Source organism: Actinomadura soli, from assembly GCF_005889715.1.
Classification (GTDB): Bacteria; Actinomycetota; Actinomycetes; order Streptosporangiales; family Streptosporangiaceae; genus Spirillospora; species Spirillospora soli.
In genome coordinates, this window is sequence record NZ_VCKW01000020.1 from 17,595 (window position 1) to 43,464 (window position 25,870).

At 72.9% G+C, this 25,870-nt stretch carries 21 protein-coding genes; 5 read left to right on the top strand and 16 right to left on the bottom strand.

Annotated elements, in window-relative coordinates; genetic code table 11:
* Positions 1 to 23: 23 nt before the first annotated feature.
* Positions 24 to 1,454, bottom strand: a complete 1,431-nt coding sequence (ahcY, locus tag ETD83_RS06015) for an adenosylhomocysteinase (RefSeq protein WP_138644047.1) — start codon at positions 1,452 to 1,454, stop codon at positions 24 to 26.
* Positions 1,455 to 1,649: 195 nt separating this feature from the next.
* Between ahcY and ETD83_RS06020 the strand changes: the two genes are divergently transcribed.
* A complete protein-coding gene (locus tag ETD83_RS06020; protein ID WP_138644048.1) occupies positions 1,650 to 2,003 on the top strand; it encodes a MerR family transcriptional regulator in 354 nt (117 codons plus the stop codon).
* Positions 2,004 to 2,023: 20 nt separating this feature from the next.
* Here the strand turns inward: ETD83_RS06020 and ETD83_RS06025 are convergent, their stop codons facing one another.
* From ETD83_RS06025 to ETD83_RS06055, 7 genes are all read right to left on the bottom strand, one after another.
* Complete coding sequence (locus tag ETD83_RS06025) at positions 2,024 to 2,698, bottom strand: response regulator (protein ID WP_138644049.1); 675 nt, start codon at positions 2,696 to 2,698, stop codon at positions 2,024 to 2,026.
* Between the two features lie 42 nt (positions 2,699 to 2,740).
* Positions 2,741 to 4,369, bottom strand: coding sequence for a sensor histidine kinase (locus ETD83_RS44230; protein ID WP_230420716.1), 1,629 nt, complete (start codon positions 4,367 to 4,369; stop codon positions 2,741 to 2,743).
* Positions 4,370 to 4,793: 424 nt separating this feature from the next.
* On the bottom strand, positions 4,794 to 5,753 hold the full coding sequence (locus tag ETD83_RS06035; RefSeq protein ID WP_138644050.1) for a cation diffusion facilitator family transporter: 960 nt from the start codon (positions 5,751 to 5,753) through the stop codon (positions 4,794 to 4,796).
* Between the two features lie 2 nt (positions 5,754 to 5,755).
* Complete coding sequence (locus ETD83_RS06040) at positions 5,756 to 6,901, bottom strand: bifunctional phosphoglucose/phosphomannose isomerase (RefSeq protein ID WP_138644051.1); 1,146 nt, start codon at positions 6,899 to 6,901, stop codon at positions 5,756 to 5,758.
* A complete protein-coding gene (locus ETD83_RS06045; RefSeq protein WP_138644052.1) occupies positions 6,898 to 7,080 on the bottom strand; it encodes a Trm112 family protein in 183 nt (60 codons plus the stop codon). Before ETD83_RS06045 ends, ETD83_RS06040 begins: the two co-directional genes overlap by 4 nt.
* Positions 7,081 to 7,143: 63 nt before the next feature.
* Positions 7,144 to 8,499 (bottom strand): phosphomannomutase/phosphoglucomutase, encoded by a 1,356-nt coding sequence (locus tag ETD83_RS06050; RefSeq protein ID WP_138644053.1) that lies wholly within the window; start codon positions 8,497 to 8,499, stop codon positions 7,144 to 7,146.
* A 131-nt stretch (positions 8,500 to 8,630) separates the two neighbouring features.
* Positions 8,631 to 9,011: a DUF3499 domain-containing protein gene (locus tag ETD83_RS06055; protein WP_138644054.1), complete on the bottom strand. Its 381-nt coding sequence runs from the start codon at positions 9,009 to 9,011 to the stop codon at positions 8,631 to 8,633.
* Between the two features lie 167 nt (positions 9,012 to 9,178).
* Here ETD83_RS06055 and ETD83_RS06060 point away from each other — a divergent pair, with 167 nt between their 5' ends.
* Complete coding sequence (locus tag ETD83_RS06060; RefSeq protein ID WP_230420717.1) at positions 9,179 to 9,661, top strand: metallopeptidase family protein; 483 nt, start codon at positions 9,179 to 9,181, stop codon at positions 9,659 to 9,661.
* Here the strand turns inward: ETD83_RS06060 and ETD83_RS06065 are convergent.
* From ETD83_RS06065 to ETD83_RS43530, 4 genes are all read right to left on the bottom strand, one after another.
* Entirely contained in the window at positions 9,658 to 11,253 is a 1,596-nt protein-coding gene (locus ETD83_RS06065; protein ID WP_138644055.1) for a DUF5719 family protein, read from the bottom strand. The genes ETD83_RS06060 and ETD83_RS06065 overlap by 4 nt on opposite strands.
* Positions 11,250 to 14,507 (bottom strand): glycosyltransferase family 2 protein, encoded by a 3,258-nt coding sequence (locus ETD83_RS06070; RefSeq protein ID WP_138644056.1) that lies wholly within the window; start codon positions 14,505 to 14,507, stop codon positions 11,250 to 11,252. Before ETD83_RS06070 ends, ETD83_RS06065 begins: the two co-directional genes overlap by 4 nt.
* A 178-nt stretch (positions 14,508 to 14,685) precedes the next feature.
* Positions 14,686 to 14,949 (bottom strand): WhiB family transcriptional regulator, encoded by a 264-nt coding sequence (locus ETD83_RS06075; RefSeq protein WP_021594342.1) that lies wholly within the window; start codon positions 14,947 to 14,949, stop codon positions 14,686 to 14,688.
* A 207-nt stretch (positions 14,950 to 15,156) separates the two neighbouring features.
* A complete protein-coding gene (locus ETD83_RS43530) occupies positions 15,157 to 16,146 on the bottom strand; it encodes a hypothetical protein (RefSeq protein WP_205717512.1) in 990 nt (329 codons plus the stop codon).
* A gap of 367 nt (positions 16,147 to 16,513) precedes the next feature.
* Between ETD83_RS43530 and cofD the strand changes: the two genes are divergently transcribed.
* The 3 genes from cofD (at position 16,514) to ETD83_RS06095 (ending at position 21,393) form a co-directional block, all read left to right on the top strand.
* A complete protein-coding gene (gene cofD, locus ETD83_RS06085) occupies positions 16,514 to 17,467 on the top strand; it encodes a 2-phospho-L-lactate transferase (RefSeq protein WP_138644057.1) in 954 nt (317 codons plus the stop codon).
* The gene (locus tag ETD83_RS06090; RefSeq protein ID WP_138644058.1) at positions 17,464 to 18,750 is read left to right on the top strand and encodes a coenzyme F420-0:L-glutamate ligase; all 1,287 of its coding nucleotides are present in this window, start codon (positions 17,464 to 17,466) and stop codon (positions 18,748 to 18,750) included. The genes cofD and ETD83_RS06090 overlap by 4 nt, the downstream gene beginning before the upstream one ends.
* Positions 18,751 to 18,843: 93 nt before the next feature.
* Positions 18,844 to 21,393 (top strand): bifunctional FO biosynthesis protein CofGH, encoded by a 2,550-nt coding sequence (locus tag ETD83_RS06095; protein ID WP_138644059.1) that lies wholly within the window; start codon positions 18,844 to 18,846, stop codon positions 21,391 to 21,393.
* On the opposite strand, the gene ETD83_RS06100 is transcribed toward ETD83_RS06095, so the two are convergent.
* The 4 genes from ETD83_RS06100 to ETD83_RS06115 all read right to left on the bottom strand — a co-directional run bounded on the left by ETD83_RS06100 (position 21,394) and on the right by ETD83_RS06115 (position 25,845).
* Positions 21,394 to 22,338: a LysR family transcriptional regulator gene (locus tag ETD83_RS06100; RefSeq protein ID WP_138644060.1), complete on the bottom strand. Its 945-nt coding sequence runs from the start codon at positions 22,336 to 22,338 to the stop codon at positions 21,394 to 21,396.
* Positions 22,339 to 22,628: 290 nt separating this feature from the next.
* A complete protein-coding gene (locus ETD83_RS06105) occupies positions 22,629 to 23,576 on the bottom strand; it encodes a DNA-3-methyladenine glycosylase family protein (protein WP_329602676.1) in 948 nt (315 codons plus the stop codon).
* A gap of 39 nt (positions 23,577 to 23,615) precedes the next feature.
* Positions 23,616 to 24,683: a mannose-1-phosphate guanylyltransferase gene (gene manB, locus ETD83_RS45255; RefSeq protein WP_138644061.1), complete on the bottom strand. Its 1,068-nt coding sequence runs from the start codon at positions 24,681 to 24,683 to the stop codon at positions 23,616 to 23,618.
* A gap of 28 nt (positions 24,684 to 24,711) precedes the next feature.
* The gene (locus ETD83_RS06115) at positions 24,712 to 25,845 is read right to left on the bottom strand and encodes a glycosyltransferase family 4 protein (protein WP_138644062.1); all 1,134 of its coding nucleotides are present in this window, start codon (positions 25,843 to 25,845) and stop codon (positions 24,712 to 24,714) included.
* Positions 25,846 to 25,870 lie beyond the last annotated feature (25 nt).

Consider the following 25,870-nt stretch of genomic DNA (forward strand, 5'->3'; position numbering starts at 1 on the left):
CGTGGTCATCGTGGTGGTTGAGCCTAATAACGGTAGTGGTCCGGCTTGTAGGGGCCTTCGACGTGGACGCCGATGTAGGCGGCCTGCTCCTTGGTCAGCTCGGTGAGCTTGACGCCGAGGGCGTCGAGGTGGAGGCGGGCGACCTTCTCGTCCAGGTGCTTCGGCAGGACGTACACGCCGACCGGGTACTCCTCGGTCTTGGTGAACAGCTCGATCTGCGCGATGACCTGGTTCGTGAACGAGTTGGACATCACGAACGACGGGTGGCCGGTGGCGCAGCCGAGGTTCATCAGGCGGCCCTCGGCCAGCACGATGATGGAGTGGCCGTCCGGGAAGCGCCACTCGGCGACCTGCGGCTTGATCTCGATCTTCTCGATGCCGGGCGTCTTGGCGAGGCCCGCCATGTCGATCTCGTTGTCGAAGTGCCCGATGTTGGACACGATCGCCTGGTGCTTCATCCGGGCCATGTGGGCGGCCGTGATGATGTTGAAGTTGCCGGTGGTGGTGACGAAGATGTCGGCGGTCTCGACGACGTCGTCCAGGGTGGTGACCTGGAAGCCGTCCATCGCGGCCTGCAGCGCGCAGATCGGGTCGATCTCGGTGACGATCACGCGGGCGCCCTGGCCGCGCAGCGCGTCGGCGCAGCCCTTGCCGACGTCGCCGTAGCCGCAGACGACCGCGACCTTGCCGCCGATGAGCACGTCGGTGGCGCGGTTCAGGCCGTCGATCACGCTGTGCCGGCAGCCGTACTTGTTGTCGAACTTCGACTTGGTGACCGAGTCGTTGACGTTGATCGCCGGGAACTGGAGGGTGCCGGCCTTCGCCATCTCGTAGAGGCGATGGACGCCCGTCGTGGTCTCCTCGGTGACGCCCTTGATGGCGGCGGCGGTCTCCGTCCAGCGGCCCGGCCTCTCCGCGATGGTGCGGCGGAGGGTGTCGAGGACGATGCCCAGCTCTTCGGGGTCGTCCTCGGTGGCGGTCGGGACGGCGCCGGCCTTCTCGTACTCGGCGCCGTTGTGGACGAGGAGGGTCGCGTCGCCGCCGTCGTCCAGGATCATGTTGGGGCCGGTGCCGTCCGGCCACTGGAGCGCCTGGTCGGTGCACCACCAGTACTCTTCGAGCGTCTCGCCCTTCCAGGCGAACACCGGGACGCCCTTCAGGTCGTCCTGGGTGCCGTCCTTGCCGACGACGACCGCGGCGGCCGCGTGGTCCTGGGTGGAGAAGATGTTGCAGGACACCCAGCGGACGTCGGCGCCCAGCTCCACCAGCGTCTCGATCAGCACGGCGGTCTGGATCGTCATGTGCAGCGAGCCCATGATCTTGGCGCCGCGCAGCGGCTTGGCGGCGGCGTACTCCTCGCGCACCGCCATCAGGCCCGGCATCTCGTGCTCGGCGAGCCGGATCTCCCGGCGCCCGAAATCGGCCAGCGACAGGTCGGCGACCTTGTAGTCCATGCTTTCGTTGCTCCTTGGTCCGCGGATGGCGGGTCGGTACGCGAGGTTCGGCACGCGCGGCAGTGCCCGGGGTACTGCACGCGGGGTCGACGCCAGGGTGGGCGCCTGCGTCAACGTCCGTGAGTCTAAGGGCGGCGACCGTCCGCGGGCACGGTCGGAGGCGACTTTCTAACACAAATTTGTCAGAATCAGCTCATGCGCATCACGGAGGCCGCCCGGCGGCTCGGTACCTCGCCCCGCATGCTCCGCTACCGCGAGGCCCTCGGGCTGCTGCCCGTCACCCGGGAGGCGGCGCTGGCCAGGCGCGGCGGCGGCCACCGCCGGTTCGGCGACGCCGAGCTGCGGGCCGTCGCGCTCGCCCTCGCGCTGGAGAAGCGCTACGACATCGGCCCGGCGGAGCTGGCGTTCGGGCTGCGCGTGCTGGCCGAGCCGCAGGTGCAGGCGCACGTCCGCGAGCTGGGCGAGCGCATCGGACGGCTGTCCGCGCCCCCGGCCCGCGCGCTCGACTTCGAGAAGGAGAAGGCGATGCGCCTGCTCCGCCGGCGGTGACGGCGTCGGTAGGACCGGTGTCAGCCGGGGGCGCTCTCGCCCGGGACGACGACGCCGGACTCGTAGGCGAGCATGACCGCCTGGGCCCGGTCGCGCAGACCGAGCTTGGTGAAGACCCTGGCCACGTGCGTCTTCACCGTGTGCTCGCTGACGACGAGCCGTTGCGCGATCTCGCCGTTCGACAGCCCGCCCGCGATCAGGACGAGCACCTCGGTCTCCCGGGCCGTCAGCGTGGCCAGCTCCGACGGCGCCTGCGGCCGGTTGCGGCGCTGCTTGGTGAACTCGCGGATGAGCCGCCCGGTGACCTGCGGGGCGAGGAGCGAGTCACCGCGCGCCACGACCCGGACGGCGGACACGAGCTCGTCGGCGGTGGCGTCCTTCAGCAGGAAGCCGCTGGCGCCGACGGCGAGCGCCTCGTAGACGTACTCGTCCACGTCGAACGTCGTCAGCACCAGCACCCGGACGTTCTCGGACCCGGGGAGGGACAGGATGCGCCGGGTGGCCTCGATGCCGTCCATGCCGGGCATCCGGATGTCCATGACGACGACGTCGGGGCGGCTGCGCTCGGCGATCCGGACCGCCTCGCGCCCGTCCCCGGCCTCGCCGATGACGGTGATGTCGTCCTGGGCGGCGAGCAGGGCCGCGAACCCCGCCCGGACGATCGTCTGGTCGTCGACGATCAGCACGTTGATCACCGCTGCCGCCCCGCGGGCGCGCCGATGGCGTCGATGACGGGGTCAGGCGCCGCCGGGAGGCGCCTCGGAACCGTGTCCACGGGTGGAATTCCCTTCCCTCGACAGCGGAAGCTCGGCCTCCACCAGGAACCCGCCCTGCGCGGCCGGGCCGGCGGAGAACCGCCCGCCCAGCATGGTCGCACGTTCCCGCATCCCGACGAGGCCATGTCCGCCACCCGACCCGTGCAGACCGGCCTGCTCCTGCGGGGCACCCGGCTGCGGCGTCTCCAGGCGGGTCTTCCCGGCGTCCACGGATGTGGGGCCCGCGGGGTCGTCCAGTACGGCGGTACGGGAGGCGGGGTCGTCGCGGTTCAGGACCCTGGTCTGGGACGACGGCCCGGGCCCGGACGCCCCGCTGTCGTGGACGCGCACGGCCAGCCGGTCCGGCAGGAACGTCAGGTCGACGCGGACTCCCGCCCCGGGCGCGTGCCGCCGCGCGTTCGTCAGCGCCTCCTGGACGATCCGGTACGCCGACAGCTCGACCGTCGTGGACAGCAGGCGCGGGTCGCCGTGCACGGCGAGGTCGACGTGGCCGCCGGCGCCGCGGTGCTGCTCGATGAGGTCGGGCAGCCGGTCCAGGCGCGGCTGCGGGGAGTTGGCCGCGTCCGGTTCCGGTTTCGCGTCGGCGCGCAGCACGCTGAGCAGCCGCCGCATCTCCACCAGCGCCTCCCGCGCGGTCTTGGCGATCTCGGTGTAGCCGGCGCGGGCCTCGGGCGACAGGTTGTCCATCGTGTACGGGGCCGTCTCCGCCTGCACCGCGATCATGGAGACGGAGTGCGCGACGACGTCGTGCAGCTCGCGGGCGATGCGGGCCCGCTCCCGCATGACCGCCTGCTCCCGCTGGACGGCGGTGAGCCGGGTCAGGGTCTCGTTGGTGCGCTCGGCGGCCTTCGCCTCGGTCTGGCTGGCGGACTCCACGACGCGGCGCGCGTCGCCGAGCCCGATGGCGGCCAGCACGGCGATGAACACGGCCGGCCATGGGACGTCGTCCAGCGTCGAGGTGGCCAGGTAGACGACCGCGAGCGTGACCGCGCTGCCGAACGCGAGGACGCCGGTGGACTGGCGCGGCAGCTGCCGTCCGAGCGCGTACAGCGTGTACAGGGCCGCGAAGCCGGTGGTGACCAGCAAGGTCTGCCCGGTGAGCAGGGCCGCGGCGACCGCGCCGAGCACGATGGCGGCGACCGGGCGCAGGTTCTCCCGCCGCCAGCCGAGCGGGAGCGTGGACGCGACCGCGAACCCGCCCGCGAGGCTGAGCGGCGTGTCGGCCCGCGGCGCCAGCTCGGCGAGCGCGGCGATGGTGAGGGCGAGGCCGGTCAGCGGCGCGAAGTACCAGGAGCCGACGACCTCGCGCCAGGTGTTGATCCAGCGGGGCAGCGGCGCGGTCGTCCCGTCCGCGCCCGCGGGACCCTGCATGCCGGGCGCGCCCGGGCGGCGGCCCGCGCCGCCGTTCAGCCGTGCGACGAGGCGCACCGCCAGCGGACGCAGCAGGGTGCCGATCCCGGTGAGGATCCACAGCAGCAGCTGCCCGACTCCCGCTACGATCCGGCCGGACAGCCGCCACGCGTGGTGCGCGACGGCAGGGCCGAACCCCGCGGGGCCGGGTCCGGTCCGGGCCTTGTCATCGGAGCTCACGACTCAATACTGACCGCTGAGGCGTGCTCTCACCTCACCGCGCGGATGTATGCGGGCCGAGCGGCTCCATCTGGAGTACCACGCACTTTCCCTCCTTGAGGGGGACGTGCGGGAGACCGCGGCGAACGTAATGTTCTAACCGTGACCGCGACGGCAGCGGCTCCGGCGTAGGGGGTTCGGGGCGGCTGCCGCGGTCACACCAGAACCGCCCGGTGTTCAGGGGTCCGGGCGGGGAGGCATGGGAAAGCACCTCGCCGGACGGCCGTGGTTCGCGCCTCTGCGGAGGCACTCGCCGGTCTTGCCTGGGCTGGGGTTGACCGGCACGGCGTCGGCCGCCCGGCGAGGGGTCCCATGTTCCTCAGGCCCCGCGCGGCCGCGCCTCACCTGGCGCGCGTCTCACGCGGGGGCCTCTGAGGCCGCCGGGTCAGTCCTTCTCCAGGTTCGGCGCCGCCGAGCCGGCGGGGGCCCTGCCCGCGGCCTCGTCCAGCGCGGGCTCCAGGTAGATCAGCTTCGCCTCCGGGAACCGCTCCCGGATCTTGGCCTCGGCGGCGTCGATGCCCCGGGCCACGTCGGCCGCGGTGTCGTCGTGGTTGACGGCGATCTTGGCGGCGATGAGCAGCTCGTCCGGGCCGAGGTACTCGGTCCGCATGTGGATGAGGCGGTCGACCTGCTCGACCGACTCCAGCGCCTCGGCGATCGCCCGCTCGTGCTCGGGCGTGACGCCCTCGCCGATCAGCAGGCTCTTCGTCTCGATCGCCAGGATCGTCGCGACCACGGCGAGCAGCACGCCGATCGCCACGGTGCCGATGCCGTCCCAGATGCCGTCGCCGGTCACCACGGCCATCGAGACGCCGAACAGCGCGAGGAGCAGGCCGATGAGGGCGGCGAGGTCCTCCAGGAGGACGACGGGCAGCTCGGGGGCCTTGGCACGGCGGATGAACGCCCACCAGGACTGGTCGCCGCGCACCCGGTTCGACTCGACGATCGCGGTGCGGAACGAGAAGATCTCCATGACGATCGCGACGATCAGCACCCCGAACGCCCAGCCCGGCGCCTTGACCTCCTCCGGGTGGGAGATCTTGTGGTAGCCCTCGTACAGCGAGAACACGGCGCCGACGGTGAACAGCACCACCGCGACGACGAACGCGTAGAAGTAGCGCTCGCGGCCATAGCCGAACTGGTGCTGCTGCGTCCGCTCGCGCCTGGAGCGCTTGCCGCCGATGAGCAGCAGCCCCTGGTTCCCCGAGTCCGCCATTGAGTGGATCGACTCGGCCAGCATCGACGACGAACCGGTGAACGCGAACGCGACCATCTTCGACGCCGCGATCCCGAGGTTGGCGGCCAGCGCGGCGACGATGGCCTTGGTTCCACCCTCAGCACTCATCTCTAAGCAATCCTCGCTTTTAGCTCTTGAATGGCAGGCACGGGAGTGGGATCCACACCCAGCGCGATAGCCAAGTAAACCGTGACATAGTCGGCCAGCGCGATCAGAGTCGCGATCCGCTCCAGCGGGTGCTCGCCCTCGGCACCGATCTCGGTGACGGCCACGCCGCGGTCGCGGGCGATCTGGGCGGACGCGTCGCACCGCTTGCGCACCTGGGGGTGCTCCTCCACGTCCCGCATGAGGACGAGGTGCAGGCCGTGCTCGGGGTCGTCCACCCGGTCGCGGAAGAAGTCGTCGGGGTCGGACGACGACGGTGTGCCGCCGCGGCCGAAGCGGCCGTCGAACGCCATCACCTGGTTGTGGCCGGCCTCCGGGACCTCGCCGAAGACGCCCGGGTACTTGGCGTTCTCGTTGAGCTGGCAGCACAGCCGGTACGCCGCCGTGGCCGCGAGCGGGGACGACCCCCACACCAGGGGGACGTCGCCCGCGAGGTCGAGCGCCATCCGCTTGGCCGGGTTGACGAACGGCTCGCTGGACGGACGGCACCGGTGCGCGACGTCCTCCAGCAGCGCGGCCGTCGACTCGAAGACCATCTCGGGCACGTCCGCGAGCCCCAGCGTGCGCGCCGCGAGGACCAGCGGGATCGTGAGGCCCCACAGCGTCGAGCGCGGCTGCCCCACCGAACGCGCCGGCACGAACAGGCCGCGGCTCCTGTCGGACAGCTCCGCGAGCGGCGACTCCGGCCCGCCGACGAACAGCAGCCTGCATCCGCGGCGGGCCGCCTCCGCGGCGACTTCGAGGGTCTCTTCGGTCTTTCCCGAGCAGGAGACCGCGATGACGAGGTCGGCGGCGCCCACCCAGCCGGGCAGCCGGTAGCCGCGCACCGTCGTCACCGGGATCGCGCAGCCCACGCCGCACACCGCCGCGAGGACGTCGCCGGAGATGCCCGAGCCGCCCATGCCGGCGACCACGATCGCGCGGGGCCTGCCGTCCTCGGCGAGGCGGTCGATGCCCGCCTCGGCCGCCGCGCGCCGCGCCTCCCGCACCTGCGCCGCCGACGACGCGACCTGCCGCAGCATCCCCCCGGGATCGGCCTCCTCGGCCGCGACGGCGTCGTCCAGCCGCGAGGGATCGAGCCCCGAGGTCACGGAGCGGGGGTCCTGGCCTCGTCGACGAGCAGGACGGGGATGTCGTCGCGGACGGGGTAGGCGTAGCGGCACGACCCGGTGCACACCAGTTCGGCGGCCTCCTCGTCGGCGCGCAGGTCGCCGCCGCAGTTGGGGCAGGCGAGGATCTCCAGCAGCCAGGAGTCGAGCTTCAACGTCATAGCAGCGTCACTTCTCCCTCTCGGTCACTTCTCCCGCACCGGGTCGCTCTCTCCCGCAGCCGGTCACTTCTTCCGCACCAGGGCGAGGACCTCGTCGCGGACCGCCGCCATGGTCGCGTCGTCGGCCGCCTCCGCGTTGAGGCGCAGCAGCGGCTCGGTGTTGGACGGCCGCAGGTTGAACCACCAGCCGGCGGCGTCATCGCTCACCGTGAGGCCGTCGAGCTCGTCGATCGCGACCCCGGGCCGCCCGGCGAAGGCCGCGCGGACGTTCTCGGTGGCCGCGGCCTGGTCGGCGACCTCGCTGTTGATCTCGCCGGACGCGACGTAGCGCGTGTACTCGGCGAGCAGCTCGGACAGCGGCCCGTCCTGCTCCCCGAGCGCGGCGAGGACGTGGAGGGCGGCCAGCATGCCGGAGTCGGCGAACCAGAAGTCGCGGAAGTAGAAGTGCGCCGAGTGCTCGCCGCCGAACACCGCGCCCGTCTCCGCCATCGTCTGCTTGATGAACGAATGCCCGACCCGCGTCCGGACGGGCGTCCCGCCGTGCGCGGAGATGATCTCCGGGACGGCCCGCGACGTGATCAGGTTGTGCACGATCGAGGAGCCGGGGTGCTTGGCCAGCTCCCGCGTCGCGACCAGCGCCGTGATCGCGGACGGGGCGACGATCTCGCCGCGCTCGTCCACGACGAAGCAGCGGTCGGCGTCGCCGTCGAAGGCCAGCCCGATGTCGGCGCCCGTCTCGCGGACCTCGGCCTGCAGGTCGCGCAGGTTCTCCGGCTCGATCGGGTTGGCCTCGTGGTTGGGGAAGGTGCCGTCGAGCTCGAAGTAGAGCGGCACGAGGTCGATCGGCAGGCCCTCGAACACGGACGGGACGGTGTGGCCGCCCATGCCGTTGCCGGCGTCCACGACGACCTTGAGCGGGCGGATCGACGACAGGTCGACCAGCGTCTTCAGATGGTCGGCGTAGCCCTTGAGGATGTCGCGGCGCGAGACCGTCCCGGGCTCGCCGGCGTAGGCCGGGACGCCGTTCTCGATCATGTCGCGGATCTCGGTGAGGCCGGTGTCGCGGCCGACCGGCCGGGCGCCCGAGCGGCACAGCTTCAGCCCGTTGTACCTGGCGGGGTTGTGGCTCGCGGTGAACATCGCGCCGGGCAGGTCGAGGCTGCCGCTCGCGTAGTACAGCAGGTCGGTGGAGCCGAGGCCGGCCTCGATCACGTCCGCGCCCTGGGACGTCGCGCCGCGCGCGAACGCCTCGGCCAGCGGCACGGACGACTCCCGCATGTCGTGGGCGGTGACGATCGCGTCCGCGCCCGTCACCCGCACGAACGCCGCCCCGGCCGCCTCGGCCGTCGCGGGGTCGAGTTCGTCCGGTACGACGCCGCGGATGTCGTACGCCTTGAAGATCTTGGCGAGGTCGCCCACTCCTGCTCCCTGTCCGCTGAGCCCTGTCCCAAAGAAACGGGGGTTCACGAGCCTACCGGGAAGGGCGGACGCGCCCTGCCGCGACGCCGCCGAGCCGCCGGACGATCTCGCAACGGGCTCGCGCCCGGAGGTCACTCCTGGCCGGGCTGGGTTCCCGCGGGCTCCGAGCGCAGCACCCGCAGATGGCCGCGGCGCCCGACCTCCGTGCCCTGCCCGACCGGCTCGTGGCCGGTTCCGGGGGCGGGCCTCGCGGCCTCGCGGACGGCGTCGGCGAGGGCCTCCAGGTCGTCCGCGCTCGGCTCGGACTCCTCCTCGACGGGCAGCCGCACCAGTTCCCATCCCATCGGGGCGGTGAGCCGCTCCGAATGCTCCGCGCACAGGTCATAGCAGTGCGGCTCGGCGTACGTGGCGAGCGGACCCAGCACCGCGGTGGAATCGCGGTAGACGTACGTGAGCGTGAACACTGCGGGCGCCTTGCAGGCGGTGCGAGAGCAGGTGCGGACGGGGCTCACGATGGCTGACCGTACCTCCCTCCCACCGGCTCCGCCACCACCCGGCCGCAACGTGTCGCCGTTACCGGTGGATTTCCGAGGTAACAACTACATTCCGTGTGGTCTCCAACTCTCACCGTGTGGCCACCGCACATGTGTTCGGCGAGGTGGAGAGGTACGCTTGTGGCGTGCGATCCCGTGTGGCAGGCGTACGGCGCCGCGATCGGCACGGCCGTGGCGTACGTGGTCCTCTGACGCCCCCGCAGGCTCCGGTCTCACGTACCCGCGCGGAACGGTTCGACGACCTCGTCGAGGACGAGGTGCGGCGGCTCGGCGGCCGCTGGGGCCGCGAACTGGCCCGGGTGCGGTTCACCGTCGAGGAGGTCCCGAGCGTCGAGCCCTGGTTCGACGGCCCGGTCCCCCTCGGCCAGACCGTCCTGCAGCCCCCGCCCGCCACCGATCAACCGGCGGGCTCCGCCCGGCTGATCACTCCTGGCGAGGGCAAGCGTCCCGTGCGCATCACCGTGTATCGGCGTCCCGTCGAGGCGCGTGCGAAGGGTGAGGCCGAGATGGCACGCCTGATCCGCGACCTCCTGGTCGAGGAGGTCGCCGACCTCCTCGGCCTCTCCCCCGAGTCCGTCGACCCCAGCTACGACTCGCCGGACGACTAGGGGATCAGCGAGCCCTGGGAGTCCGCGGTGCCGGGAAGGTGGACGGTGGTCGCGGCGGGAGTGATCGGCAGGACGGTGAACAGGTAGTCGTCGTCCTTGCCCTTGGAGAGCGTCCGGGAGGCGTGGACCGGGCCCGAGCCGGCCTTCGGGATGATCACGACGCCGTAGGCGGTGCCGTCCTTGGCGTCCCCGTTCGGGGCCGCCAGCGCGGTCTCGACGGTGCGGCCCGCCGGGATCTCGATCCTCTGCGGGGCGCTCTTGCCCGTGGCGTTCATGGTCGTCACCTCGACTGTCGCCGCGCCGGACGGGGCCGTGAGGACGAGCGAGGAGTCGAACCGGTTGTCGGCCACGACGCCGGGCCCTGACGCGTCGAGCGGCGGCGTGGACGTCCCGTAGGCGATGTCTGAGCCGCGGTCGGCGGCGAAGCCCGCGACGATCGGCCGGTCCGCGACGAGCCGGACGGCCGCGGCCTTGCCCAGCAGGGCGCTGTCGAGGGCCAGGGACGTGACGGTCTTGGCGGGCGCGTCGAGGACGTCCTGGCCCTGCGGGGCGAACGCGCCGTCCTTCGTGATCACCTGCGTCCTGATCCGGGCGTCGGCCTCGCCGGGCACGGAGACCAGCAGCCGGCGCTTGCCGGAGCCGCCCGGCACACCGGGCACGACCACCGACGACGCGGGCGCGGGCGACCGGGGCAGCCACTCGATGCCCTTCTCCTCCCCGGCGCGGACGCGCAGGGACGCGGTGACCCGCCCGCCGTTGGTCCGGACGCGCAGGGCGAGGTCGGCGGCGCTCTTGACGATGTCGCCGAGCCCCTCGGCCGAGCCGCCGATCTTCACGACCCGGGTGGTGTAGGGGTCGACGCGGGTGCCGCGCCCCTCGGTCGTGTCGAGGGGGCCCTCGCCGGACAGGGCGGTGAGGTCCACGGACGCGGGCTGGGAGTCGACGTTGGTGAGGTAGAGGTCGAGTTCGTCCGCGGCGACGGGTCCGGGGCCGATGAACCACTGGTCGGTGGCGGGCGTGGCGCAGCGGGCGCCGGCGAGGCCGCGGTCGTCGCCGCCGTCCTCGTAGGTGGTCTGCTCGGCCTCCAGCCCGGCGGCCATGGTGCCGGTGGCGCGGAGGGTGTAGGAGCCGTCGCCGGATTCGGTGTCCTTCTCCCAGCCCTTGCCCGGCGCCGTCATGGACGCGATCGCGGCGCCGCCCTTCGTCGGCGCCATGTCCACACGGCCGGCCTTCCTGGGCGCGGCCAGGGACTGGACGGCGAGCCGTCCGCCGTCGTGGCCGGGGCAGACCATCACCGCTGAGGTGATCGGGGCGTCGCGGCCGTTCGCCGAGGGGCCCCCGGGACGGGAGTACGCGGCGGCCCCGTAGAGCGCGGCGACGCCGACGAGCATGAGCGCGGCGGACGCGTACCGCATGCCGATGACGCGCAGCACCCTGTCCGTGTCGACGGGCTTGTCCGTGTTCACGAGGGTGCGCGCCTTCATGAGCTTGCGCGGGTCCATGAGCTTGCGCGCGTTCGCGAGCTTGCGCACCTTCGCGAACCTGCGCGGTTTCGCGAGCTTGCGCGGTTTCGCGAGCTTGCGCGCGGTCACGAGACCTCCTCCGGCTTCGGTTCCTCCACGGGAGGCGGCGGCTCGTGCTGGACGCGGACATGGCTCCCACGGCGGCGCCCGCGCCGTCCACGGCGCCGTTCGCGTTCCCCGGTGAACACGAGGTTGTCCACCTGCGCGCCGGGCAGGGCCAGGACGGCGACGACCAGTACCGCGATGCCCTGGATGACGAGCCAGGTGTGACGCATCGTCATAGACCTGGACAGCTGGAACTCGCCCCCGGACGCGGGAATGTCGTAGCCCTGAGCCCAGCCGTCCACTTGGCGTTCTTTGAGGTCGTCGCCGTTCAAGGTGGCCTCCCAGCCGCCGTCGGACGGTTCGGCGAGGAGGAGCGTGCGGGTTCCGCTTCCGGGTGGGATCTGCATGCGGGCGTCGATCCGTCCGGCGGGAAGGGGCGTGACGGTGGCCCCTTCCAGAAGCATCATGCGGGCAGTGGGCGACTGGAGCCGCCACACAGCGAACGTTTCCGTGCGGCTGAGGCGCGTCAGTTCAGGTGCCGCGTCGAGAACGTCGGTGACCGGGTCCTTCCTGGGATGCGGCACAAGGATGTACTGGACGCCCATCCGCGTCAGCGCAGGCCCGTCATCGCCTTCGCGTCCGGCTGCCAGTCCGGCGACGAGGTCGTCCAGGCGGTCGTGGGCTTCGCCGCCGTCCGCGACTTCGGCCTCGCCGATCCGTGGACGCGCGTCCCTGAGCAGGGTGTAGGAGACGCGTCCGCTCGGCTCCCGGTGCAGGACGAGCGTCCTCTGCCCGCCCGGCCCGTGGACGAACGCGGGAACGGCGTCGGGGTCGACCTTGCCCAGCGGGCCGCCCGCGCCCCCGGCCACCCAGAACCCGGCCGCCAGCACGGGCGCGGAGAGCGCGGCGAGGATGACGACGGCCCCGCCCGCCCGGTAGATCAGGTGCTTGCCCGTCAGGACCTCGGTGGCGCGCTGGACGACGGCGGTCGCCGCGAGCAGCACCCCGCCGCCCGCGAAGATCAGCGCGACGCCGGGCCAGCCGGGCGCCTCGTCCGACCCCTTGGTCACGGTCGCGGCGCTGACCAGGATCGCGACGAGCAGCCCGTAGACGCCCAGCAGCCAGCCCGCCAGCACGATGGAGCGGCGGCCGCGCAGCGGCAGCGCGCACACGGCGAGGGCGAGCAGCCCGGCCATCGCCCACGGCGGGGGCGTGCCGGGCCCGCCCGGGTCGAGCGCGAGCAGGCCGGCCGCGGCGGCGGGCTCGAACCACCGGTGCAGGCCCGCCTCGACCAGGAAGCGGGACGGGTTCAGCACGAGACCGGCCGTCCACGGGAGCATCAGCAGCGGCGGCACGCCGAGCGCGATGGCGACGTTGCGGCGGGCGCGCCGTCCGGGACGGTCGAACAGCGCCCACCCGGTCGCGGCGGCGATCACGGCGATCAGCCAGGTGAGCGGGACGAACGCCATCGCGACCGCGAGCAGCAGCGCGGCCGCCCACGCCGCCCGGCCCGCGCGCTTGCGCCGCGTCCGGACGTCGAGCGCGGCGGCCTCCGAGCGCGGCAGCCCGTACACGCGGGCGACGTTCACGGCGATCAGCGGGAGCAGAACAAGCACGACGACAGTGCCGAGCCGTCCGCCCGCGATGGCGCCGGTCGCGGCGGGCAGCAGCGCGTACACGGCGGCGAACCAGACCCGGACGGCGGAGACGGGGACACGGCGGCCGGTCGCGCGGGCGCGGCGCCCGGTCCGCGGCGGCTCCGCCATCGGCACCACGGTCACCAGCAGCCGGGACGCGCGGTAGGCGGTGAGGCCCGCGAGCGGCACGCTGCCGAGCAGCAGGACCGACACCGTCAGCCACGGCTTGCCGAGCGTCACCGTCGACAGGACGGCGAGCACCCCGACGTACGGCGGGCTGCCCGCGTCGCTGCCGAGCCCGACGGGATGCCAGCCGGACAGGTACTGCGCCCACAGGTCGCTCGCGCCGCCCCACGCCGGGACGAGCGCGCCGCCGCCGAGCCGCCCGGCGGCCGTGAGAAGGGAACGTTCCGCGGCGGCCGCGACCGCCGCCAGGGCCAGGACGATCATGACGCCGGGGCGGGCGAGCAGGCGGCGGATCGGGCCCGGCTCGTCGGACGGGGCCTCCTCCTCATCGCGGTTCTCGCGTTCGCGCTCGTGGGCGGCGAGGTATTCGGAGATCGCCTCGAACGTCCGGCGCATCACGACCCAGCGGGGCTGGAAGCGCCGGATGGTGCGGTACACGCGTTTGCGGCCGTCCGCGCGGGCCGCGCGGGCCGCCCGCACCCGGCCCGGGTCGCGCAGGACGTCGCCGAGCGCGCGGAGCTCCTCGCGGGCCGCGACCGGCTGCTTCGTGGCCGTCAGGAAGAGCGCGTGGAGGAGGGAGGCCCACACGTTGCGGAGCAGCGACCGCAGCATCGCGCCGAGCGGCAGGTTGGCGAGCAGCGTCTGGACGGCGTTGCGGCGGTCGCGGCGGGCCGGGTGCTCGGCGGTCATGCCGATCTCGCGGAGCCCGCGCCGGGACGCCTCCGCGTGGTACACGACCGCGTCGGTCGCGGTGACGACCCGGTGCTCGGCCGCGTGCACCCGCCAGCAGAAGTCGAGGTCGTCGCGGAAGATGCCGTAGTCGGCGTCGAAGCCGCCGAGCTCGTCCCACACGTCGCGGCGGACCAGCATCCCCGCGCTGCCGACGGACAGCACGTCCCGGACGCCGTCGTGCTGCCCCTGGTCGAACTCGTGCCGGTCCAGGCCCGTCTCGCGGCGTCCGGCGGCGTCGACCGTGACGCCGACCTCACGCAGGACGCGCCGGTCGTCCCAGTCGCGGACCTTGGGGCCGAGCACCGCGACGTTGGGGTCGGTGTCCGCGGTCCGCAGGAGTTGCGCGAGGGCGTCGTAGGCGGGAGCGGAGTCGTCGTGGAGCAGCCAGATCCATTCGGTGCGGGGCTTGGACGCCGCTTGGGTCTGGTCGGCGGGGCCGGGTTCGTCCTCGGGGACGGGGGTGGACGCGGCGTCCTGCTGGAGCGCCTCCGCGACGGCCTCCCCGTACCCGGTGGTGCGGGGCAGCGTGAGGATCTTCTCCGCGCCGACGACCTCGGCGAGGACGGCGGGCCCGCGGTCGCGGCTTCCGGTGTCGACGGTCACGAGGCGCTGCACGGGACGCGCCTGCGTCAGCAGCGCCTTGAGCGTCTCCGGGAGCCACCGCGCACCGTCGTGCGCGACGAGGACGGCCGTGACGACATGGCGATCGAGTGTGGGGGGCAAGGATCGCTCGATCTGTGGGACGACGGGTTCATCGCTGAAGCATCAGCAGCCGTGCCGGCCCTCGGGGCCGACACGGCTGATAACTGTACGCGCGGCCGCCCGGGAGACGCCTCGGATCTCGAAGATCCGCGGGTCGCGCGACCGGGTCTCCCCTACCCGGCCGCGTCCCGGCACGGCGTCAGACGGCCTGGCGCTTCAGTTTGCGGCGCTCCCGCTCGGAGAGCCCTCCCCAGATGCCGAAACGTTCGTCGTGCTGCAGCGCGTACTCCAAGCACTCCGTACGCACCTCGCACGCCCGGCACACCTTCTTGGCCTCGCGAGTGGAGCCGCCCTTCTCCGGAAAGAACGCCTCCGGGTCCGTCTGCGCGCACAGGGCGCGCTCCTGCCAGCCCAACTCTTCGCCGTCTGTGCCGTGCGCCAGCGGGATGACCACCTCGCTCACAGCGCACCTCCCTGCCCGTGGAACCCCCTGGTCAACGCCTCCCCTTCGGTACTTCCCCCGAGAAGGCATTGAAACTACACCGACGAAATTACACGCGTGTAGCGCCCGCCCCGTCAAGCCGATAGAGCTTTCCGGGGCGACAAAGCGGGTTATGCCGGGATGGGCTGGGACGACCTTTGGTCGAAGATCACAAAATCCGGGGGCGGGTCACTGCGGCGGCGGGGGACGGTTGTCCCGGTACCAGTCGCCGCCCTCCTGCTCGCCGGCGCCCGGCTGCGGCGGCGCGGGCTGCGTGCCCTGCGGCCCCTGCTCCTGGCCGCCGCTGCCGCCGTACGCGCGGGTCCACTCGCCCATCTCGTCCTGCTCGGTGGGCTGCTGGGCCTGCTGCTCGTAGCCCTGCTGACCCTGCTGCTGCTCGTAGCCCTGCTGGCCCGCCTGGTAGCCGTACTGCTGCTGGTAGTCCTGCTGCTGGCCGTACTGCTGCTGGGGCTGGCCGTACGCCTGCTGGCCGTACTGCTGCTGCTCGTAGCCCTGCTGCGCCTGCTGCTCGTAGCCCTGCTGCTGCTCGTAGCCTGGCTGCGCCGCCTGCTGGCCCTCCGCGCCCGGCTGCTGCTGGCCGTACTGCTGATACTGCTGGTACTGCTGCTGACCGTAGGACTGCTGGCCGTAGCCCTGCTGGCCCTGCACGGGCTGGCCGGGCCGGCCCTGCTGGTAGCCGAATTCGCCATAGCCCTGCTGCATGGGCATCTGCGGGCGCGCCGGCTGCAGGCCCTGGAACACGGTGTAGGCGAACCATCCGCCGAGGCCCACGATGGCGATCTTCCCGGCGCCCAACAGGAACACCGACAATTTCGTGAGGGCTTTCGTGCTCTCGGAGTCGGTGAGCATTCCGGCGAGCCAGCAGATGACGCCGAACAGGGCGACGCCGCCGAGGACGCCGAGCGCGCCCATGACGATCGTCCGGGCCTGCGGTGTGGGCGTCTCGCCCCACGTCACCAGCAGGACCGCCAGGACGAGGAGACCGACCGTCCCGATCTGGAGGAACATCCCGTCGCGGGTCTCGACCAGCGCGCTGAGGGTGAAGGGGCCGTCGTCGCCGAGAAGCGAGATGATGCCCGCGAGCAATTGCAAACCCGCGGAGGCGATCAGTACCCAGGCGGCCGGTTCGCGCAGGCGCTGGACGGCTTCCTTGTTCACGGTGAATTCTCCCAGACCGAGGCAATCCGATTACACGGCAAAGCTTTGCATACCTTATCCCCCAGGGGGGCGACCCCCTGGAACCCCCGTCACGGTCGAGCGACCCTTTCCCGAGCCGCTGGCGCGTCTCGCGAAACGGCCCCCCGACCGGCGGGTCGTGCGACCTCCGGGCGCTGGGCGCCCTCCGGCCTCACGACCCGTGACCCCGGCTGAGGCTTTCCTCCGGCGCTGGAGGCCCTCCGGCCGCACGAGCCGTGACCGCGGCTGAGGCTTTCCTCCGGCGCTGGAGCGCCTTCGGCCTCGCGGCCCGTGACCGCGGCTGCGGTCCTGTCCACGGGGTCGCTCCTATGGCTAATACAGTGATCTTATGAAGATCGTGGCGTTGGCGGGCGGGATCGGAGGGGCCCGGTTCCTGCGCGGGCTCCGGGCCGCGGTGCCCGAGGCGGAGATCACCGTGATCGGGAACACCGGGGACGACATCTCCCTGTTCGGGCTGCGGGTCTGTCCCGACCTGGACACCGTGATGTACACGCTCGGCGGCGGCATCGACGAGGAGCAGGGCTGGGGACGGGCGGGCGAGACGTTCACCGTCAAGGAGGAGCTCGGCGCGTACGGCGCCGGGCCGGGCTGGTTCGGGCTGGGCGACCGCGATTTCGCGACGCACATCGTCCGGACGCAGATGCTCGCGGCCGGGTACAAGCTGTCGGCGGTGACCGAGGCGCTGTGCGACCGGTGGAAGCCGGGCGTACGGCTGATCCCGATGACCGACGACCAGGTCGAGACGCACGTCGTGATCGAGGACGAGCGCGGCCGGCGCGCGATCCATTTCCAGGAGTGGTGGGTGCGGCTGCGGGCGTCCGTGCCGGCGCTGTCGATCGCGGCGGTCGGGGCGGAGGAGTCCAAGCCCGCGCCGGGGGTGCTGGAGGCGATCGAGGGCGCCGACGTCGTGCTGTTCCCGCCGTCCAACCCGGTGGTGAGCATCGGGACGATCCTCGCGGTCCCCGGGATCCGCGACGCCATCGCGGCCAAGACCGTCGTCGGCGTCTCGCCGATCATCGGGGGCGCGCCCGTGCGCGGGATGGCGGACGCCTGCCTGACGGCGATCGGCGTGGAGACGTCGGCCCGCGCGGTCGCCGAGCTGTACGGGCTGGGGCTGCTGGACGGCTGGCTCGTCGACGAGGCCGACGCGGACGTGCGGGTGGAGGGCATCGAGGTGCGGCCGCGGCCGCTGCTGATGAGCGATCCGGACGCCACCGCCGCCATCGCCCGGGCCGCCGTCGATCTCGCCGTGGAACTGAAGCGGGCGGAGGAGGCGCGGTGAAGCTGGAGGTCTTCGGGGTCCCGGGGCTGCCGGAGGTCGCGGCGGGCGACGACATCGCCGCGCTGATCCCGGCCGGGACGGTGGCGGACGGCGATGTGCTCGTCGTCACGTCCAAGATCGTCAGCAAGGCGGAGGGGCGGATCCTGGTCGCGGGCGACCGGGAGAAGGCCATCGACGCCGAGACGGTGCGGGTCGTGGCGCGGCGCGCCCACGCGCGCGGCGAGACGCGGATCGTGGAGACGCGGCAGGGGCTCGTCCTGGCTGCGGCCGGGGTGGACGCGTCCAACACGGCGCCCGGCACGGTGCTGCTGCTGCCCGAGGACCCGGACGCCTCCGCCCGCCGCATCCGCGCGGGCGTGCGGGAGAAGACCGGGGTGGACGTCGCCGTGATCGTGTCCGACACGCTGGGGCGGCCCTGGCGGATCGGGCTGACGGACGCGGCGATCGGTGTCGCGGGCCTGGAGCCGCTGCATGACCTTCGCGAGCGGGACGACGCGCACGGGAACCGGCTCGAAGCCACGATCACCGCGGTCGCCGACGAGATCGCGGCCGCGGCGGAGCTGGTGAAGGGCAAGCTCGACAGGGTGCCGGTCGCGGTCGTGCGCGGCCTGTCCCGGCTGGTCACGCGGGAGGACGGGCCGGGCGCGCGGGCGCTGGTCCGCCCGCCCGAGGAGGACATGTTCCGGTTCGGGCCGTCGGAGGTGCTCGGGGCGCGGCGGACGATCCGCGAGTTCACGGGCGATCCGGTGGACCCGGCGGCGGTGCGGCGCGCCGTCGCCGCCGCGATCACCGCTCCGGCGCCGCACCACACGACGCCGTGGCGGTTCGTCCTGCTGGAGTCGGCGGAGTCGCGGACGCGGCTGCTGGACGCGATGCGCGACGCCTGGGAGGCCGACCTGCGCCGCGACGGCTTCTCCGAGGAGTCGATCACCAAGCGGCTGCGCCGCGGCGAGGTGCTGCGGCGCGCCCCGTACCTGGTCGTGCCGTGCCTGGTCATGGACGGCTCGCACGACTACCCGGACAAGCGCCGGTCCCGCGCCGAGCGCGAGATGTTCGTCGTCGCCGCCGGGGCGGGCGTGGAGAACCTCCTGGTCGCGCTGGCGGTGGAGGGGCTGGGCTCCTGCTGGGTGTCGAGCACGATGTTCTGCCGCGACGTCGTCCGCGCGTCACTGGACCTGCCGGGCGGCTGGGACCCGATGGGCGCCGTCGGCGTCGGCCACCCGGCCGCCCCGCCGCGCGAACGCCCGCCGCGGAGCCCGGACGACTTCATCGAGATCCGCTGAGGCGGGAATAGATCGCGGGCGGTTGGGGCTGTGGCCGGATGCCCCGGGGTCCCGGGCCGGTGCGGAATATGACGATTGGCATAGAGTGCCCGCATGGACGCCATGAGCTCCGCGCTTCGCCGGGCGCTGGCCCGCGCGCGTGACGGCAAGACACTGGACCGATCCGAGGCCACGACACTGCTGGGCGCCCGCGGGGCGGCGCTCGACGAGCTGCTCGCCCACGCGGCCCGCACCCGGGACGCCGGTCTGGACGCCGCAGGGCGGCCGGGCGTCATCACCTACAGCCGCAAGGTCTTCATCCCGCTGACCCGCCTGTGCCGGGACCGCTGCGGGTACTGCACGTTCGCCACCGTCCCGCACAAGCTGGATGCGCCCTACCTGAGCCCCGACGAGGTGCTGGAGATCGCGCGGCGCGGCGCGGAGCTGGGCTGCAAGGAGGCCCTGTTCACGCTCGGCGACCGTCCCGAGGACCGGTGGCGGCAGGCCCGCGAGTGGCTGGACGCGCACGGCTACGACGACACGCTCTCCTACGTCCGGGCGATGGCGATCCGGGTGCTGGAGGAGACCGGGCTGCTGCCGCACCTGAATCCCGGCGTGCTGACCTGGCGCGACTTCCAGCGGCTGAAGCCGGTCGCGCCGTCCATGGGGATGATGCTGGAGACGACGGCGACGCGGCTGTTCAGCGAGCGCGGCGGCCCGCACTTCGGGTCGCCGGACAAGGACCCGGCCGTCCGCCTGCGGGTCCTGGAGGACGCGGGCCGCACGAACGTGCCGTTCACGACGGGCATCCTCATCGGCATCGGCGAGACGGCCGAGGAGCGCGCGGACGCGATCTTCGAGATCCGGCGGACGATGCGGGAGTACGGCGCGATCCAGGAGGTGATCGTGCAGAACTTCCGCGCGAAGCCCGACACCAAGATGCGCGACACCCCGGACGCGGAGCTGGCGGAGCTGGCCGCGACGATCGCGGTGGCGCGGCTCGTCCTCGGCCCGAGGGCGCGCGTCCAGGCGCCGCCCAACCTGGTCGCGGACCAGTTCGCGCTGATGGTGCGGGCCGGCATCGACGACTGGGGCGGCGTGTCCCCGCTGACGCCCGACCATGTGAATCCGGAACGGCCGTGGCCGCAGATCGACGAGCTGGCCGCGCGGACCGCCGAGGCCGGGTTCGAGCTGCGCGAGCGGCTGACGATCTATCCCGAGTACGTGCGGCGCGGCGAGCCGTGGCTCGACCCGCGGCTGACCGCGCATGTCGCCGCCCTCGCGGACCCGGCGACCGGTCTCGCGCGGGAGGACGCCGTCGTTGAGGGACGTCCGTGGCAGGAGCCTGACGGGGGCTTCGAGGCGTTCGGGCGGACCGAGTTGCACACCGAGATCGACACGACCGGGCGGACCGGCGACCGGCGCGACGACTTCGACGAGGTCTACGGCGACTGGGACGCGCTACGCGACCGCATGTCCGCCCCACAGCGCTTCGACGCCGACGTCAAGGCGGCCCTCGCGCGGGCCGAGCAGAACCCTGCGGGGCTGTCGGACGATGAGGCACTGGCTCTGCTCCACGCCGACGGCCCAGAGCTGGACGCGCTCACCGAACTGGCCGACGACCTGCGCCGCGACGCGGTCGGCGACGACGTCACCTATGTCGTCACCCGGAACATCAATTTCACGAACGTCTGCTACACCGGCTGCCGTTTCTGCGCGTTCGCGCAGCGCCGCACGGACGCCGACGCCTACACGCTCTCGCTGAGCCAGGTCGGTGACCGCGTGGACGAGGCATGGGACGCGGGCGCCACCGAAGTCTGCATGCAGGGCGGAATCCACCCCGACCTTCCGGGCACCGCCTATTTCGACCTCGCCCGCGAGGTGAAGCGCCGGGCCCCCGGAATCCACCTGCATTCCTACAGCCCGATGGAGGTCGTGAACGGCGCGTCCCGGACGGACCTGTCGATCCGGGAATGGCTGGAGGCGGCGCGGGAGGCCGGTGTCGACTCGCTTCCCGGGACGGCCGCCGAGATCCTGGACGACGACGTCCGGTGGGTGCTGACCAAGGGGAAACTGCCCACCGACCAATGGGTCGAGGTAGTCACCACCGCGCACGAGCTCGGCATTCCAACGACGTCCACGATGATGTACGGGCACGTCGACACCCCGTCGCATTGGGTCGCGCACATCAGGCTGCTCCGCTCGATCCAGGAACGGACGGGCGGATTCAGCGAGTTCGTGTTGCTGCCGTTCGTCCATCACAACTCGCCCATCTATCTGGCCGGGCTGGCGCGTCCGGGGCCGACCGTCCGGGAGAACGTGGCCGTCCACGCATTGGCGCGGATACTGCTGCACGGCGCGATCCATAACATCCAGACGTCGTGGGTGAAGTTGGGCGACGAACTGTGCACGCGCGTCCTGCAGGGAGGCGTCAACGACCTGGGCGGGACGCTGATGGAAGAGACCATCAGCCGCATGGCGGGGTCGGAGAACGGGTCGTTCAAGCCCATCAGCGGGTTGGAGGCGATTGCGGCGCGCGCGGGCCGTCCCGCCAAGCAGCGCACCACGCTCTACGGCGAGGTGCCCGCCGAGCGCCTGGAGGCGTCCCGCCGCACGGACGGCATCGGCGATTTCGGGAGGCGGCTGCCGCTCGTCGGCACCTGATCAGCGGGCACCGCGGATACAGCTGGGACGGCGTTCGGCCAGCGCGTCCGCCGAGCGGCGAAGCTCTTCCAGGACGGCCCTGACCGACGGCCGGACGTCCGCGCCGACCCGCGTCCACAGGACCATGCGGCGGTCGACGCGGGCGTCGGCCACGTCCCGGACGACGATGCCCTCCTCCTGCTCGGCGAGCGCCAGGTCGGGGATGAGGCAGACGGCGCCGCCCTGCGCGACCATCGCGAAGATGACCATGAGGTCGTTCGAGCGACAGCGGACGTCCGGCCGGAAGCCGCCGAGCTCCACGCAGGTGCGTTCGAGCAGGTCGCCGTGGTTGGTGCCGACGTGCCCGGTCGCCCACCGGCATCCGGCGAGGTCGACCATCCGCACCGGGCCGCCGTCCTGGGCGAGCGGATGGTCCTCCGGCAGCCCGACCCGCATGACCTCGGTGATGAGGACCTCCGCCCTCAGCTCCGGACGCCGTGGACGCGGCAGGTGCGAGTACTCGTCCGTCAGCACCACGTCGATCTCCTGGAGCACCAGGGCTTGGAGCACGCGGTGGAACTCCTCGTCCAGGACGTCCACCACAAGCTCCGGATACGCCTCCGCGAGCCGGGGCAACGCGGGCGCGAGAACGTGCAGCAGCGCCGTCTGGAACCCGACCAGCCGCACGACGCCCGCGACCCGCCCGCTCGCCGCGAGCGCCGCCTCCTCCGCGCGCTTCGCCCGCGCCAGCAGCACGTCCGCGTGTTCGGCGAGCACCTCGCCCGCCTCGGTCAGCCGCAACCGCCGCCCCGCCCGCTCGACCACCGGGACGCCGACCTCTTTCTGCAGCTGAGCGAGCTGCTGCGACACCGCGGACGGCGTGTACCCGAGGGCGTCGGCGACGGCCCCGAGCGTCCCGCGCAGCTTGAGTTCGCGGAGCACCCGCAACCTGCCGAGATCCAACATAGTGAAGAGATTCTTACACAATCCCTGCAGAAACAGTCGCTGGACCTGAACGTTGGACTGAGTCAAACTGATGATGCGACGGAGAAGGGCGGACACCCCGCCCAAGCCGATCGCCCCGCGCGGGAACGCTCCTTAACTGCGATCCCAAAGGACAGGACCCATGCTGTACGTGCTCGGCATCTTCACCGCACTCGCCGTCCTCGGCCCCCTGTTCGGAGCCGACAGCCGCGACGGCCTCGACTGGACCCCCGACAACTTCCGGCTGCGCCGCCGTCCGGCCCCGGACCCGGTCAGAACGACCGGTAGTCCCGGACGGGCAACCGAGGGCCGCGCCTCGGCGGACGCCTGCCGGACGATTCCAGCAGCCGGGTGACCCGGTAGCGATGACCGGCATAGGGCTCCAGCAGTTCGAGCATCCCGGCGTCGTCGACCTTGCGGCCCACCAGCGCCCAGCCCACCAGGCCGGGCAGATGGTAGTCGCCGACGGAGACGGCGTCGGGATCGCCGGCCGCCCGCTGCCTGATCTCGGCGGCCGTCCAGACCCCGATGCCCGGCAGCGACCGCAGCCGCGCCTCCCCGGCGTCCTCCTCCAGCCGCCCGGCGACGCGCGCGGCGCCGATGATCGTCCGGGCCCGGACGGCCTCCAGTCCGGACCGGTGCCACTCCCACGAGGGAATCCGGACCCACACCCCGGGCGGCGGCGGAACCCGCATGTGCGGCGCGCCGGGCGCGGGCTCCCCGAACCTCCGCAGCAGGTACCGCCAGCCGCGCCACGCCTCCTGCCCGAGCACCTTCTGCTCCATCACCGCCGGGACGAGCGCCTCGAAGACGCGCCGCGTCCGCCCGATGCGCAGCCCGGGCCGCCGCAGCGCCTGCTCCCGGACGACGTCGTGCAGCGGGACGAACCCGTCCGGCTCGTCGGCGGCCCCGAGTAGCTCGGGCACCCCGTCCAGCAGCCAGTCCGCCCCGGCTCCCCAGGCGGTCGCCTCCACGACGTCCCCGCTCCACCCGAGCCGCACCGTTCCCGGCCCCTCCGGCGTGTGCGACGCACGCCACACCGAACCGTCCCGCTCGACCCGGAACGCCGGGTCGCCGGAACCTCGCCGGTGCGGGGACAGCACGTCCAGCAGGTCGAGCGGCCAATGGGGCCGCCATTCCCGGGTCCGGCCGGGGAGACGCCCAGCGGTCTTCTCCCCGGCCGCACCGGACGGCGGCGGCCCGGACGATGAATCAAGCAAAGTGCGGCTCGCAGGTGCGGAGAGGGGTCGCGGCGGCCATCAGGCGTCGGCGGAGAAGCGGATGGCGGTCGGCGGGAGTTCCACGCCGGGCCAGACGCGGAGGCCGGCACGCAGTTCGTTGCCGGGGCCGACGACCGCGCCGTCGCCGAGAACGACGCCGTCCAGGACGGCCCCGGGCCCGACGCGGGCGCCGCGGCTCAGGACGGAGTCGCGGACGGTCGCGCCCTCGGCCACGGACGCGTCGTCCAGCAGGACGCTGCCGATCACCGTGGCGCCGGATTCGATCACCGCGTTCCGGCCCACGGTGGTGCCGCCCCGGACGACGGCGCCCGGCGCGACGGCCGCGCCGGGAAGGGTGAGCCGCTCGCCCGGTTCGCCGGGCATCGCGGGTGAGGACAGCGCGCCCAGGACGAGATCGCGCGAACCCTGGACGAACGCCTCCGGGGTGCCGACGTCCAGCCAGTAGCCCGACTCCACGTGCCCCATCACGATCGCGCCGGACGCGATGAGCGAGGGGAACGTCGCGCGCTCGACGGAGACCACCTCGTCCTCGGGGATCGCGTCGATGGCGGAGCGGCGGAACACGTAGCACCCGGCGTTGATCTGGTTCGTCACCGGATGGGGCGTCTTCTCCAGGAAGGCGGTGACCCGCCCGGCGGAGTCGGTCGGCACGCAGCCGAAGCGGGACGGGTCGTCGACCTCGGTGAGGTGGAGCGTCACCGCCGCGCCGGACTCCTCGTGCAGCTTGACCTGGGCGCGCACGTCGTGGCCGGACAGGATGTCGCCGTTGAGGATCAGGACGGGGTCGTCCGGGCCGCCGGTGAGGGCGCGGGACGCGTTGCGGATGGCGCCGCCCGTGCCGAGCGGCTCGTCCTCGCTGACGTAGGCGAGGTCGACGCCGTGGGCGTGGACGCCGAAGGCCGCCTCGAACATCTCGGCCCGGTACGACGTGGCGAACACGATGCGGTCGACGCCCGCCGCGTGGGCGCGGGCGAGCTGGTGGGCCAGGAACGCCACGCCGGCCGTGGGGAGGAGCGGCTTCGGGGTGGAGATGGTCAGGGGGCGCAGGCGGGTGCCCTGTCCTCCCACCAGGAGGATCGCTTCCACTCGGTTCCTTTCTGGGGGTGCAGCGAGCCTAGCGGGACGTGTCCACGGCCCGCTGGTAGGAGGCCATGTGGTCCCTCGCGGACGAGGACCACGAGAACTGCAGCGAGCGGGTGTGCGCGGCCTCGGCCAGCTCGGCGCGGCGGGACGGGTCGTCGATGAGGCCGCCGAGGGCGGTGCCGATCTCGGACGGTTCCGTCTCGGTGTAGGCGACCGCGTCGCCGCCGACCTCGGGGAGCGGCCCCCGGCGCGTGGTGAGGACGGGCGCGCCGCACGACATGGCCTCCAGGACGGGCAGGCCGAAGCCCTCGCCGCGGCTCGGGTGCGCGACGACCAGGGCGCCGCCGAAGAAGCCGGGAAGGACCGGCCACGGCAGGTAGCCGGGGCGCAGGACGCGCAGGTCGAGCGGAACGGTGGCGAGCGCCGCGTCGACCTCGTCGTCCCAGCCTCCGCCGCCCGCGAGGACGAGCGCGGGCGGGTCGGGACGGCCCTTGCAGGCCAGGACCCAGCCGCGGATCAGGTTCGGGACGTTCTTGCGCGGTTCGAGCGCGCCCAGGTACGCGACGTAGGGGCTGCCGTGGAGGCCGAGCCGGTCGGAGACGTGCTTGATCTCCGCCTCGGACGGCCGGTGGAACACGTCGTGGTCGACGCCGTGGTACGCGACGTCGATGTGGGTCGCGTCGGCGTGCAGGACGCGGACCAGCTCGTCGCGGGTCGCCCGGGACGGCGCGATCAGCCGGGTGGCGCGGCGCGCGGCGGTGCGGGTCGCGGACTTGATGTAGCTGGTCCGGACGGGGTCGTGCACCTCGGGCTCGGCGAACAGCGTGACGTCGTGGATCGTCACGACCGTCGGCAGCACCGCGCTCACCGGCATCGTGTACGTCGGCAGGTGGATGACGTCCGCGGCGACGCGTTCGGCCACGTGCGGCAGGCCCGACTGCTCCCAGGCCAGGCGGGTGGCGCGGTGCGACAGCGTCGCCGGGCCCGCCACCACACGCGCGCCGGGCACGAGGCCCTCGTAGCGTTTCTCGTCGGCGCGCTGGCACGCGACGGCGAGATCGGCGCCCTGCGCGTGCAGGGCGACCAGCAGGCCGTCGACGTACCGGCCGAGCCCGCCGCGGTCGGCCGGCACGGCGGTGGCGTCGAGCAGAATCCGAGGCGCCACGGTCCACTCCCCCATCCAGCGCGGT

Excerpts from the sequence above, each read along its gene's own strand:
- ahcY (WP_138644047.1), bottom strand. The coding sequence starts at position 1,454 with ATGGACTACAAGGTCGCCGACCTGTCGCTGGCCGATTTCGGGCGCCGG.
- ETD83_RS06020 (WP_138644048.1), top strand. The coding sequence starts at position 1,650 with ATGCGCATCACGGAGGCCGCCCGGCGGCTCGGTACCTCGCCCCGCATG.
- ETD83_RS06035 (WP_138644050.1), bottom strand. The coding sequence starts at position 5,753 with ATGAGTGCTGAGGGTGGAACCAAGGCCATCGTCGCCGCGCTGGCCGCC.
- ETD83_RS06045 (WP_138644052.1), bottom strand. The coding sequence starts at position 7,080 with ATGACGTTGAAGCTCGACTCCTGGCTGCTGGAGATCCTCGCCTGCCCC.
- cofD (WP_138644057.1), top strand. The coding sequence starts at position 16,514 with ATGAAGATCGTGGCGTTGGCGGGCGGGATCGGAGGGGCCCGGTTCCTG.
- ETD83_RS06095 (WP_138644059.1), top strand. The coding sequence starts at position 18,844 with ATGGACGCCATGAGCTCCGCGCTTCGCCGGGCGCTGGCCCGCGCGCGT.
- ETD83_RS06100 (WP_138644060.1), bottom strand. The coding sequence starts at position 22,338 with ATGTTGGATCTCGGCAGGTTGCGGGTGCTCCGCGAACTCAAGCTGCGC.